Annotated in this window: 13 protein-coding genes and 1 pseudogene; 7 read left to right on the forward strand and 7 right to left on the reverse strand. The window is 71.4% G+C overall.

The features are described from left to right. Positions 1 to 620, reverse strand: a pseudogene (locus tag UW392_RS41685) (hypothetical protein); the annotation flags it as partial. A 242-nt stretch (positions 621 to 862) separates the two neighbouring features. Continuing rightward, positions 863 to 1,303: a methylmalonyl-CoA epimerase gene (gene mce, locus UW392_RS41690; protein WP_320780494.1), complete on the reverse strand. Its 441-nt coding sequence runs from the start codon at positions 1,301 to 1,303 to the stop codon at positions 863 to 865. Positions 1,304 to 1,449: 146 nt separating this feature from the next. On the opposite strand from mce, the gene UW392_RS41695 reads away from it, so the two are divergent. Both UW392_RS41695 and meaB read left to right on the forward strand, forming a co-directional pair. After that, positions 1,450 to 2,652: an acetyl-CoA C-acetyltransferase gene (locus UW392_RS41695; protein WP_320780495.1), complete on the forward strand. Its 1,203-nt coding sequence runs from the start codon at positions 1,450 to 1,452 to the stop codon at positions 2,650 to 2,652. 47 nt (positions 2,653 to 2,699) lie between these two features. After that, on the forward strand, positions 2,700 to 3,656 hold the full coding sequence (gene meaB / locus UW392_RS41700) for a methylmalonyl Co-A mutase-associated GTPase MeaB (protein ID WP_320780496.1): 957 nt from the start codon (positions 2,700 to 2,702) through the stop codon (positions 3,654 to 3,656). A gap of 125 nt (positions 3,657 to 3,781) precedes the next feature. Here meaB and UW392_RS41705 read toward each other — a convergent pair whose 3' ends face one another. Next, a complete protein-coding gene (locus tag UW392_RS41705; protein WP_320780497.1) occupies positions 3,782 to 4,471 on the reverse strand; it encodes a PepSY domain-containing protein in 690 nt (229 codons plus the stop codon). Positions 4,472 to 4,617: 146 nt separating this feature from the next. Between UW392_RS41705 and UW392_RS41710 the strand changes: the two genes are divergently transcribed. Together UW392_RS41710 and UW392_RS41715 are read left to right on the forward strand one after the other, a co-directional pair. After that, complete coding sequence (locus tag UW392_RS41710) at positions 4,618 to 5,280, forward strand: response regulator transcription factor (RefSeq protein WP_320780498.1); 663 nt, start codon at positions 4,618 to 4,620, stop codon at positions 5,278 to 5,280. Next, a complete protein-coding gene (locus tag UW392_RS41715; protein ID WP_320780499.1) occupies positions 5,277 to 6,698 on the forward strand; it encodes a HAMP domain-containing sensor histidine kinase in 1,422 nt (473 codons plus the stop codon). Before UW392_RS41710 ends, UW392_RS41715 begins: the two co-directional genes overlap by 4 nt. Positions 6,699 to 6,701: 3 nt before the next feature. Here UW392_RS41715 and UW392_RS41720 read toward each other — a convergent pair whose 3' ends face one another. The 4 genes from UW392_RS41720 to UW392_RS41735 all read right to left on the reverse strand — a co-directional run bounded on the left by UW392_RS41720 (position 6,702) and on the right by UW392_RS41735 (position 9,349). Next, positions 6,702 to 7,178, reverse strand: coding sequence for a MarR family winged helix-turn-helix transcriptional regulator (locus tag UW392_RS41720; RefSeq protein ID WP_320780500.1), 477 nt, complete (start codon positions 7,176 to 7,178; stop codon positions 6,702 to 6,704). A 92-nt stretch (positions 7,179 to 7,270) separates the two neighbouring features. Beyond that, positions 7,271 to 8,068, reverse strand: coding sequence for an AIM24 family protein (locus tag UW392_RS41725; protein ID WP_320780501.1), 798 nt, complete (start codon positions 8,066 to 8,068; stop codon positions 7,271 to 7,273). Beyond that, positions 8,065 to 8,715: an AIM24 family protein gene (locus UW392_RS41730; RefSeq protein WP_320780502.1), complete on the reverse strand. Its 651-nt coding sequence runs from the start codon at positions 8,713 to 8,715 to the stop codon at positions 8,065 to 8,067. The genes UW392_RS41725 and UW392_RS41730 overlap by 4 nt, the downstream gene beginning before the upstream one ends. A gap of 1 nt (position 8,716) precedes the next feature. Then, the gene (locus UW392_RS41735) at positions 8,717 to 9,349 is read right to left on the reverse strand and encodes an AIM24 family protein (protein WP_320780506.1); all 633 of its coding nucleotides are present in this window, start codon (positions 9,347 to 9,349) and stop codon (positions 8,717 to 8,719) included. 173 nt (positions 9,350 to 9,522) lie between these two features. Here UW392_RS41735 and UW392_RS41740 point away from each other — a divergent pair, with 173 nt between their 5' ends. From UW392_RS41740 to UW392_RS41750, 3 genes are all read left to right on the forward strand, one after another. Next, on the forward strand, positions 9,523 to 9,867 hold the full coding sequence (locus UW392_RS41740) for a DUF3817 domain-containing protein (protein WP_320780503.1): 345 nt from the start codon (positions 9,523 to 9,525) through the stop codon (positions 9,865 to 9,867). Continuing rightward, positions 9,864 to 10,157 (forward strand): MTH1187 family thiamine-binding protein, encoded by a 294-nt coding sequence (locus UW392_RS41745; protein WP_320780504.1) that lies wholly within the window; start codon positions 9,864 to 9,866, stop codon positions 10,155 to 10,157. The genes UW392_RS41740 and UW392_RS41745 overlap by 4 nt, the downstream gene beginning before the upstream one ends. A 233-nt stretch (positions 10,158 to 10,390) precedes the next feature. Then, on the forward strand, positions 10,391 to 12,135 hold a 1,745-nt coding region (locus tag UW392_RS41750; RefSeq protein WP_320780505.1), incomplete at its 3' end, for a cellulose synthase catalytic subunit.

Consider the following 12,135-nt stretch of genomic DNA (forward strand, 5'->3'; position numbering starts at 1 on the left):
CGGGCGGCCTCCGCCTCGCCCTGCATCCGTCGGCGGGCCTCGGCGGCGACCCGCTCGGCCTCCGCGCGGGCGGCGGCCAGCGCCTGCTCGGCCTCGGCGCGGGACTCGTCCAGCAGCCGGCGGGCCTGCTGCTCGGTACGGGCGCGCAGCTGCTCGGCCCACGACACGTTCTCGTTGACGTGGCTCTCGACGGTCTGCCGGCGCTCGGCGAGCTCCTGGTCGAGCTGCTGGCGGCGGGTGACCGCCTCCTGGTGCAGCTCGGCCTGGAGCCGGGCGGCCTGCTCGGCGTGCTCCTGGAGGATCCGCTGCGTCTGCGCGCGGGCCTGGCTGAGCTCGCGCTCGGCCTCGGCACGCAGCTGGTCGGCCTGCACCTGCGCCTGGCGCAGCATCTGTTCGGCCTGGTACCCGAGGTCGCCGCCGTCGTAGGCGGGCCGGGACATGAGGGAGCGGCGCGCCTCGTGCAGCTTGGCGCGCAGTACCTCGACCTGGTAGCCGAGGTCCTCGGCGTGCTGGATCGCCTTTTCCCGCTCGGTCTTGAGCCGATCCATCTCGGCCTCGAACCGAGAGAGGTGGTCGACGTCAGCCGCCGGCTCTCGCTCCTGGCGTTCGTAGCCCCGCACTCCGCGGTCCCATCCGTCCCCTGGTCGCAAGCTTCTTCTGAACGAGCCCCGGCCAACCGCCGGACGGAGCCCCCGGGGGAATGGTGTCAGATCAACGGCGTAGTGGGCTCGCGCCCTCGCCCTCGTCCCCCGAAACCTGGACCCCGGCCCTCGGACCCCGTCGCCGCATGACGAGGAGGTCCCGGCCGTCCCCGCGCACGACGACGGCCGCCCCCAACCCTACCGGCCCATATGTACGGCGGTCAGTGCTCAGGTGACTCAACTGACGCCGAAGTGACCAGTTCTGTCAGAACGCCATGACAATCCTTGGGGTGCAGGAAGGTGATCCTCGACCCCATGGAGCCGCGCCGCGGCTCGTTGTACAGGACACGCACGCCCTTGTCGCGTATGTCCGCGGCCTCGGCGTCCACGTCCGCCGTGCCGAAGGCGATGTGGTGCACCCCCTCACCATTCTTGGCCAGCCACTTCGCGACGGTGGAGTCCTCGCGGATCGGCTCCAGGAGCTGCAGGTAGGAGGCGCCGCCGTCGTCGGTCTCGTTGATCTTGAGCATGGCCTCGCGCACGCCCTGCTCCTCGTTGACCTCGGAGTGGAACACCTCGAAGCCGTACGTGGCCCGGTAGAACTCGACGGTGCTGTCGAGGTCGAAGCAGGCGATCCCGATGTGGTCGATTCGCGTCAGCATGCTGTCAGTGCAGCGCTATCGGGGCGGTTACGCAACGTGCGCGCGATCACACCGACCGCCCGATGACGGGTGGCGTACCGCTCAGTACATTCGAGTAAACCCTCGTTCACTCCTCGGCCGTGCAGGCTGGAAGGGGATCGCACCTCATGTCTGGAACGAACGGCAACACATCGGTGATCGTCGCGGGGGCGCGCACGCCCATGGGGCGCTTGCTGGGTTCCCTGAAGTCCTTCTCCGGAGCCGACCTCGGAGGCTTCGCGATCAAGGCCGCCCTCGACCGTGCGGGGATCGACGGCGGCCAGGTGCAGTACGTGATCATGGGCCAGGTGCTGCAGGCCGGGGCGGGGCAGATCCCGGCACGTCAGGCCGCGGTCAAGGCGGGCATCCCGATGAACGTGCCGGCGCTCACGGTGAACAAGGTGTGCCTCTCCGGCCTCGACGCCATCGCGCTCGCCGACCAGCTGATCCGCGCGGGCGAGTTCGACGTGGTCGTCGCCGGCGGCCAGGAGTCCATGACCAACGCCCCGCACCTGCTGCCGAAGTCCCGCGAGGGCTTCAAGTACGGCGCGGTGCAGATGCTCGACGCCATGGCGCACGACGGGCTGACCGACTCCTTCGACGGCGTCGCCATGGGCGAGTCCACCGAGCGGCACAACACCCGGCTGGGCATCGGCCGGGCCCAACAGGACGAGATCGCCGCCCGGTCGCACCAGCGCGCCGCGGCCGCGCAGAAGAACGGGATCTTCGAGGCGGAGATCACACCGGTCCTCATCCCGCAGCGCAAGGGCGAGCCGGTCGTGTTCGACCAGGACGAGGGCATCCGCGGCGAGACGACACCCGAGTCCCTCGCCAAGCTGCGCCCCGCGTTCGCGAAGGACGGAACGATCACCGCGGGCTCGGCGTCGCAGATCTCCGACGGCGCGGCGGCCGTGGTCGTGATGAGCCGGGCCAAGGCCGAGGAGCTCGGTCTGGACTGGATCGCGGAGATCGGCGCGCACGGGAACGTGGCCGGGCCGGACAACTCTTTGCAGTCGCAGCCGTCGAACGCGATCCTGCACGCCCTGGGCAAGGAGGGGCTCCAGGTGTCGGACCTCGACCTGATCGAGATCAACGAGGCCTTCGCGGCGGTGGCGGTCCAGTCAATGAACGACCTCGGGGTGTCCACGGAAAAGGTGAATGTCAACGGCGGCGCCATTGCCCTGGGTCACCCGATCGGGATGTCCGGCGCCCGTCTCGTGCTGCACCTGGCGCTGGAACTGAAGCGGCGCGGCGGCGGTGTGGGCGCGGCGGCGCTGTGCGGAGGCGGCGGGCAGGGTGACGCGCTGATCGTGCGGGTACCGAAGGTCTGAGCCGTACCCGCCCCCTCTCGTACGCCCCACCCCGGAACGGAGCTGTGATGCAGGACGTCTCCTCACTGGTCGCCCAGGCCAGGGAAGGCCGGCCGCGGGCCGTGGCCCGGCTGATCTCCCTCGTGGAGGGGGCGTCCCCGCAGCTGCGCGAGGTGATGGCGGCGCTGGCACCGCTGACCGGCGGGGCGTACGTGGTGGGTCTCACCGGCTCGCCCGGCGTAGGCAAGTCCACGTGCACGTCGGCGCTGGTGAGCGCGTACCGCAGGCAGGGCAGGCGGGTCGGCGTGCTCGCGGTGGACCCCTCCTCGCCGTTCTCCGGTGGCGCGCTGCTCGGCGACCGGGTGCGGATGTCCGAGCACGCCTCCGACCCCGGCGTCTACATCCGCTCCATGGCGACGCGCGGTCACCTCGGCGGGCTGGCCCGGTCGGCCCCGCAGGCCATCCGGGTGCTGGACGCGGCGGGCTGCGACGTGGTCCTGGTCGAGACGGTCGGGGTGGGCCAGTCCGAGGTGGAGATCGCCTCCCAGGCCGACACCTCGGTGGTGCTGCTGGCCCCCGGAATGGGCGACGGCATCCAGGCGGCTAAGGCCGGGATCCTGGAGATCGGCGACGTGTACGTCGTCAACAAGGCCGACCGTGACGGCGCGGACGCGACCGCCCGCGAGCTCAACCACATGCTGGGCCTGGGCGAGGCCCGCGGTCCCGGCGACTGGCGTCCGCCGATCGTGAAGACGGTCGCGGCCCGGGGCGAGGGGGTGGACGAGCTGGTCGAGGCGCTGGAGAAGCACCGGGCGTGGACGGAGGAGCGCGGGGTGCTGGCCGGGCGGCGCCGGGCCCGTGCCGCCCGGGAGGTCGAGACGATCGCCGTCACGGCCCTCCGCGAGCGGATCGGTGACCTGCGGGGCGACCGCCGGCTGTCCGCCCTCGCCGAGCGCATCGTGGCGGGCGAGCTGGACCCGTACGGCGCGGCGGACGAACTGGTGACGGGGATCACCGAGGACTGACCGGCACGACCGCGCGACAGCCGGGCCGGGACGGGAGGTGGGGCTCCGCCCGTGGCGGGGGTGGTCCAGGGGCGGAGCCCCGGTGGGGGACGGGGCTCGATGGAGGTCTTCGTCGTCCGTGGTGGTCAGTCGTCCGAGTCGTCGCCGTCGTCGTCCCGGTCGTTCCGGTCGTCGGAGTTGTCGTCCGAGCGGTCCGCCGTGACCTTCGCCGTCTTCAGGTCCACGTCCCACTCGCTCTCCGTACCGTCGGCGCCCGTGGTGTCGATCTCCCACGCGTGGTCGCGGCCGTCGTCGTCCAGGTCGAGGGAGGTCACGGTGCCCTTCGCGGCGGCGGCCTGCGCGGCCTCGGCGGCCGGGACCGACGTGCCCTTCAGCGCGGCCCGGGTGTCCGCGGTGTCGTCGGCGTCCTCGTCCTCGGCGCGGGAGTCCAGGACCTTGCCGGTACCCGGGTCCACCAGGACGCTGTGCCAGGTCGTGCCGGAGCCCAGCACGTCCACGTCCCAGACCAGGTCGCTGCCCTCGCTGTCCAGCTCCGCGCCGACCGCCGTGCCGGAGGTGTGCTTCAGCGCGGCGGCGATCGCGTCGGCCGCCGTCACCTTCGCCGCGCCGCTCCTGACGGCACCGTCCTCCCCGTCGTCGTCGCGGTCCTGGCTCTTGTCGTCGTCGCGGTCGTCGTCCCGGTCGTCGTCCTTCACCTGGACGCTCGACCGCCGGTCGGGCGTCTCGTCGTCGCCCGACACGGCGAGGGCGGTCGCGGTGCCGCCGCCGATCAGGGCCGCGGCCGCGACGGTGGCGATGACGATGTTGCGCTTCATGGAGGTTCCTCCCGGGTACGACTGGCTTCGACTGTTCCAGGCCAGTTGCGGTTGCTTTCGACGCTCACCAATCTCCCGGAGCCACACTGAAGCCAGCCTGAAGCCCCCTGAAGGGTTCTTCAGGTTCCGTTTGGGACGCTGTCCGTATGCGCCTGTTGATCGTCGAGGATGAGAAGCGGCTCGCCCTGTCGCTCGCCAAGGGCCTGACGGCCGAGGGGTACGCCGTGGACGTGGTCCACGACGGCGTTGACGGGCTGCACCGGGCGGGCGAGGGCGACTACGACCTCGTCATCCTGGACATCATGCTGCCCGGCATGAACGGCTACCGCGTGTGCGCCACCCTGCGCGCCGCCGGTCACGACGTGCCGATCCTCATGCTGACCGCCAAGGACGGCGAGTACGACGAGGCCGAGGGGCTCGACACGGGCGCCGACGACTACCTGACCAAGCCCTTCTCGTACGTGGTGCTCGTCGCCAGGGTGAAGGCGCTGCTGCGGCGGCGCGGGACGCCGGGCGCCGCGCCCGTGCGGGTCGTCGGCGACCTCAAGGTGGACACCGCCGCCCGGCGCGTGTTCGTCGGCGAGGACGAGATCACCCTGACCGCCAAGGAGTTCTCTGTCCTGGAGCAGCTCGTCGTCCGGGCCGGGCAGGTCGTCTCCAAGGGCGACATCCTGGAGCACGTCTGGGACTTCGCGTACGAGGGCGACCCGAACATCGTCGAGGTGTACGTCAGCACCCTGCGGCGCAAGCTCGGCGCCGGGCGGATCAAGACCGTGCGCGGCGCCGGCTACCGGCTGGAGACGCGGTGAAACGCCTGCTGGGATCCGTACGGGCGCGGGCCACGCTGGCCGCCACCGTCGTCGTCGCGATCGCCCTGGTGGCCGCCGGCGCCGCCGTGCTGCTCTCGCTGCGGGCCAACCTCATCGACGTCGCCGACGCCCAGGCCGAGGGCGAGGTGCGCAAGGTGGCCGCGGACCTCGCCGCCGGCCTCCCGTACGACCAGCTCGACCTGCCCGACGGCGACGAGCACCCCGTCCAGGTCGTCGACCGGCAGGGGCGGCTCGTCGCGGCCCAGGACGACGTGGAGCACGTCAGCGTGGCCGATGTCGTCGCCGGGGACGGCCCGGGCGACGACGATGACGACGGGGGTGACGGCGACGACGGGGGCGACGGACGGGACGCGGACGACGACTCGCCCGAGGTCGGGGAGAGCTCCGACGTGCGGCCCTCCCAGGGCACCGCGACGGTCGACGGCGAGACCGAGGACTACCGTTTCGCCGCGGTCGACGTGACCACGCCCCACCAGGTCGTCCTCACCGTCTACGCGGGCGCCCCGCTCTCCGCGGAACAGGACGCCGTCGGCACCGCGCAGACGGTCATGCTGATCGGGCTGCCCCTGCTGCTGCTCACCGTGAGCGGCGCGACCTACGTCGTGACCCGGCGCGCGCTCCGGCCCGTGGAGGGCATCCGCGCCGAGATGGCCGCCATCACGGCCTCCGAGGACCTCTCCCGGCGGGTTCCCGAGCCCGCCACGCACGACGAGGTCGCCCGGCTGGCCCGGACGACCAACGAGACCCTCGCCGCCCTGGAGGCGTCCGTGGAGCGGCAGCGGCGGTTCGTCGCCGACGCCTCGCACGAGCTGCGCTCCCCGATCGCCTCGCTGCGCACCCAGCTCGAAGTGGGCGCCGCGCACCCGGAGTTGCTGGACGTGGAGGGTGCCGTCGAGGACACCGTACGGCTGCAGCGGCTCGCCGCCGATCTGCTGCTGCTGGCGCGGCTGGACGCGGGGGAGCGGCCGCAGGACGCCCGGTTCGACCTGGCGGAGCTGGTGCGGGAGGAGGCCGGGGGCCGCGCGGGGGTGCACCTGGACGGTGTGGCGTCCGTCGCGGTGACCGGATCGCGCGGGCAGCTGGCGCGGGTCCTCGCCAATCTGCTGGACAACGCGCGCCGGCACGCGCGCGGGCGCATCGACGTGACCCTGCGGGCCGAGGGGGAGTGGGCGGTGCTGGAGGTGGCCGACGACGGCTCGGGCGTCCCGGAGGACGAGCGGGAGCGCATCTTCGAGCGGTTCGTACGGCTCGACGAGGCCCGCAGCAGGGACGACGGCGGGGCCGGTCTGGGCCTCGCCATCGCCCGGGACGTCGCCGCGGGGCACGGCGGCACCCTCACGGTGCGCGAGGCCCCGCGGGGCGGGGCGCTGTTCGCGCTGCGGCTGCCCCTGCGGTGAGCGCTACGGCTTGCCGCGGTGGCCGCGCAGGTGTTCGGCGATCGGGGTGAGGGACTTGTGGAGCTGCTCCAGCGCCTCGGGTGACAGCAGGTCGATGAAGTGCCTGCGCACGGACGACACGTGGTGCGGTGCCACCTTCCGCATCGTCTCCTCGCCGTGCTCGGTCAGCACCGCGTACAGCCCCCGGCGGTCCGACTCGCAGTTCTCCCGCCGCACCAGGTTCGCGTTCTCCATGCGGGTGATCTGGTGCGAGAGCCGGCTCTTGGACTGGAGGGTGGCGGCCGCGAGGTCGCTCATCCGCATCCGGACATCCTCCGACTCGGAGAGGTTCACCAGGATCTCGTAGTCGTTCATTGTCAGGCCGAACGGCTGCAGATCCCTCTCGAGCTGGTACGTCAACAGCCTGTTGACCTCCAGGTGGGTGCGCCAGGCGCCCTGCTCCGCATCGGTCAGCCAGCGGGTTGCCGTCTCGGTCTCCATGAATCAAGTCTACCTAAGAAGTTGAAAGGCGAACTAGTGAGGGTTACGTGACCCTGCGCACGCGTTCGAGGTCACACTCCGCAGACTACCGCTCACAGCCCGAAGCGACGCTGGAGGTCGCCCAGCTGTCCGGGAAGGCGCGGTGTGCCGCCTTGCGGTCCGGAGTGACCTGTGGTCCCCGCCGCGCCGGGAACGCCGGGCTCGCCCGGCACCGCCCCCGTGGCCTGCTCCGTCATGAGTGCCTCGGAGGACTGGAGCAGTACCGTGCCCGCGCCCACGAACTCGAACTGGTGCTCCTCGCCGGAGGCGCCCCCGATGCCCGTCATCGCACGTAGACCGCCCAGTACGCCCTCCATGTAGCCATGGTCGTAGTGGTGGCACGGGGAGGGGCAGTCGGCCCAGCCGACGAGGGCCTGCGGATCGACCCGGAGCGGGGGCTCCATGAACACCACCGGCCCGTTCGACGCGGCCGCGAACTTGCCCGTGCCGATCAGCGTGAGGAACCCCGGAACGATCGACTGCTTGAGCGACAGACTTGGCTGAAAAGCGAGGAGATTGCCCGAGCGAATGGTCAGATTGCCGTCGTCGAGGTCATAGGAATTCACGTCGAACGCCCGGTCGGCGAGGAGCATCTTGCCCGAGCCGGCCGCCACGACCCAGTCGCTCGCATGCAATGGCGAATGAAAGGAAGTACGGACGAGGCGGTCGAGACGGCCGTGCCCGATGCCGTTGAAGTCGATCGAGCCGTAATAGGCGATCATCTTCCCCTTCTGCAGGAACCACTCGCTCCCCTTGAGTTCCACGCAGAAGGTGTAGTGGTCGACGTTGTCGTCGCTCGGCAGCGTCGTCGGGTCGTGGATCACCGGCCCCGCGCCCGGGTACGTACTCACAGCTTCTCCTCCGACGCCTGGACGAACACCGCACCGCTGCCGCTCAGCTCCAGCTGGAACGCCTCGCCCGAGCCGCGGCCCACCATGTCGCGCCAGCCCAGCGCGGCGGACAGCTTGTTGCGCACGTCGCCGTGGTGCGCCACGTACGCCTGCGGGTCGACGTGGACCGGGCGCTGCGGGGTGACGGGCACCTCGATGACCCCGCCGTGCGCCATGACGGCCACCGACCCGTGACCCTTCAGGGTGGTCGTGAAGAGGCCCTGCCCGGTCACCTGGCCCCGCACCATGCCCATCACGCCGCCCTGCGAGCCCATGAACATCGTGCCCTGCTCCAGCGTCCCGTCGAAGGCCAGCAGCCGGTCCGCCTCGACGTACAGCGTGTCGCCCGTCAGCTCGATCACCTGGATGTGGTGGCCGCCGTGCCCGAACAGCACGGTCCCGCTGCCCTCCACGGTCATCAGCGGCGTGGCCTCGCCGGCCACCCGCCGCCCGAGCATCGACATGACCCCGCCCTGCCCGCCCTGCAGGTTGGGGGTGAAGGACACCTCGCCCCGGTAGGCGAGCATCGCCCCGCGCTGGCTGAACAGCCGCTGCCCGGGCACGACCACGGCCTCGATCATCTTGGAGTTGATCTCACGGAAGGGCATCTCACACATCCCCCGCGATCGTGTTCCGCTCACTCGGCTGCACGTACACCAGCCCGTCCCCCTCGAACCGGATCTGGAAGGCCTCACCGCCGCCCTCGCCCATGAAGGTGCGGAACGTCACACCCGACTGGAACGACTGGCGCACGTTCCCCTGGTGCGCGATGTACGCCCCGGGGTCGACGGTCAGCGGGAACTGCGCGCTCACCCGCAGCACCACGGCCGGCCCGTCCGACAGCAGGGCCGCCTGACCGTGGCCCTCCACCGTCGTGGTGAACAGCCCGTTGCCCTGGGAGGCGCCGCGCACCCCGGTGAAGGAGGTGCCGGTCCTCAGGCCCGCGTCCGTCACCAGCAGGTTGCTCGACTCGACGTACAGCTTGTCGCCCTGGAGGTGGACCAGGTTGATCTCGGACGCCCGGTCCGCGAACCAGCAGGTCCCGTGCCCCTTCACCTCCATCATCGTCATCTGCTCACCGGTCAGCCGCCGGGTCACCATCCCGCGGAGGCCCTCGCCGCCGCCGGTGAGCTTCTTGAAGGACATCCGCCCGTCGTACGCGACCATCGACCCGTTCTTCGCCTTCACGGCGTCCCCGGTCATGTCGACGGCCAGCACCTTGCTGCCTTGCAGTCGGAACATCGCCACGCCGTGACGTTAGCCGCCGCCCGGGTGGCCGCGACAGGGCCCCCACGGGGATCCCGCGCACCCCCTGCGGTCCGGGCCGCCCCCGGATGCCACAATGGGCGCGCTTGTGCTTGCGTTCACAAGGAACGACGACACTTCCACTCCACTCCACTCTTCGAAGGTGATCCGTGGACATCAAGACCGCCTCCGCCCTCCGCCGTCTGCGCCTCGTCTCCGCTCCCGAGGCCGTCTCCTTCCTGCTCCTGCTCGTCTGCTCGGTGCTCAAGCGCACCACGGACTTCAACGCGGTGCCGGTCATGGGCGCCGTCCACGGCTTCCTCTTCGTCCTGTACGTCATCCTGTGGGCCGACGCCTGGAACCGCGCCAAGTGGCCGCTGGGGACGGCGGCGTTCTACTTCCTCATGTCCGTCCTGCCGACCGGCGGCTTCTTCGCCGACCGCAGGCTCAAGCGCGAGGCCGAGGACGCCGTGATCGCCTCCCGCGCCCGCCAGGAGGGGGTCGTCAGCGCATGATCGTCGCCTTCTCCGTGACCCCGCTCGGTGTCGGCGAGGACGTGGGCGAGTACGTCGCCGACGCGGTCCGCGTCGTCCGCGAGTCGGGCCTGCCGAACCGTACCGACGCGATGTTCACCTCCGTCGAGGGCGAGTGGGACGAGGTGATGGACGTGGTCCGGCGCGCCGTGGCCGCCGTCGAGGCGCGCGCACCCCGCGTCTCCCTGGTCCTCAAGGCGGACATCCGGCCCGGCGTCTCCGACGCCCTCACCACGAAGGTCGAGACGGTGGAACGCCACCTGTCGTCCTGACGCGGACAGCACGCGAGAGCCCCGGCCCCTCGAGGGCCGGGGCTCTCGCGTTCCCGTCCGGCACCGGCGGCCGCGCACCCGACCACACACCCCCACCTCCCACAACCCGGCCCGACCACCGGGGGCGACGCCCACCTCTTCGGACCCTTCCAGTTCGACACGCCCCCGTTCCTCCACTTTCGTGGGGAGCAACGCCTCGTTCGTTCACTTCCGTTCGATCACTGGAGGATGCTGTGCGGCCGGAGGGCTACGACTACGACACCCACAGCCGACTCGCCGGGCCCCTCACGGAGCCGACCGGGTCGGCGTACCGGGTGCAGTACACCAAGCTCCTCTCCCGTGAGCCGCGCCGAATACGGGCGGTCCTGCTCATGACGCTCGCGCCGCTGCTCACCGGCGCGCTCCTCGTCTACCTCGTCTGGCCGGCCCACTGGGTGGAACGGGAGGGCGGCGACTCCTGGCTCGTCGGTCTCGACACCGCCATGCTCGTCTCGATCGGGCTCATCGAGCTCTTCATGCTCGTCAACGTCGTCTCCATCTCCCACGCCACGATGGTCGCCCGCGATCCCGTCCCCGTCGTCCCCCGCCCCGGTGCCCGCGTCGCCTTCCTGACCACGTACGTCCCGGGCAAGGAGCCCCTGACGATGGTCCGCGCCACCCTGGAGGGCGCCGTCCGCGTCCGCCACACCGGCCCCGGCGGCGTCCTCGACGTCTGGCTGCTCGACGAGGGTGACGACGCCCGGGCGAAGGCCCTCTGCGCGGAGCTGGGCGTGCGGCACTTCACCCGGCACGGCGTCCCCGCGTGGAACCGCGACCACGGGGTCCACAAGGCCCGCACCAAGCACGGCAACTACAACGCGTGGATCGCGATGCACGGCGACGACTACGACTTCTTCGCCTCCGTCGACACCGACCACGTGCCCCTTCCCGCCTTCCTGGAGCGCATGACGGGCTACTTCCGCGACCCGGACGTCGCGTTCGTCGTCGGACCGCAGGTGTACGGCAACTACACGGCACCCGTCACCAAGGCCGCGGAGTCCCAGCAGTTCCTCTTCCACGCGCTGATCCAGCGCGCGGGCAACCGCTACCGCGCCCCGATGTTCGTCGGCACCAACAACGTCGTCCGCATCGCCGCCGTCAAGCAGATCGGGGGCCTGCGCGACTCCATCACCGAGGACATGGCCACCGGGTTCGAACTGCACCGCACCCGCAACCCGCGGACCGGCGGGCACTGGCGGTCCGTCTACACCCCGGACGTGCTGGCCGTCGGCGAGGGACCGGTCACCTGGACCGACTTCTTCACCCAGCAGACGCGCTGGTCACGGGGCACCTACGAGACGCTGTTCACGCAGTACTGGAAGGCGCCCTTCAGCATGCCCTGGGGGCGGCTGTTCTCGTACACCCTGATGCTCGTCTACTACCCGATGACGGCCGTCAACTGGTTCCTCGGCGTCCTCAGCTGCGTGCTCTTCCTGTGGTTCGGCGCCTCCGGCACCCAGGTGGCCGCGTCCGTCTGGCTGATGCTCTACAGCGACGCCGCCGCCCTCCAGGTCGGCCTCTACCTCTGGAACCGCCGGCACAACGTCTCCCCGCACGAGCCGGAGGGTTCCGGCGGTCTCGCGGGCATGGCGATGTCCGCGCTCTGCGCGCCTGTCTACCTCAAGTCCCTCGGGGCCGCGCTCGTCCGCCGCCCCAGCCGCTTCGTCGTCACCCCGAAGGGCGGTGGCACCAGCACCGACCGGCTGCCGACGTTCCGCGTCCACCTCTCCTGGGCGGTGGTGCTCGCCTCCTCGCTGGCCGCGTCGTTCGTCCTCGGCCACCGGCACGCGGCCATGCGCATCTGGGCGCTGCTGGCGACGGCGATCTCCCTGGCGCCGGTCGCCGTGTGGGCCGTCACGACCCGGCGGGCGCGGGGGCCGGTACGGGCGGCGGGGCGCCGGCGCCCCGCCGCCCGTACCGGCCCCCGCGCCCGCCGGGT

The organism is Streptomyces sp. CRN 30 (assembly GCF_034105845.1).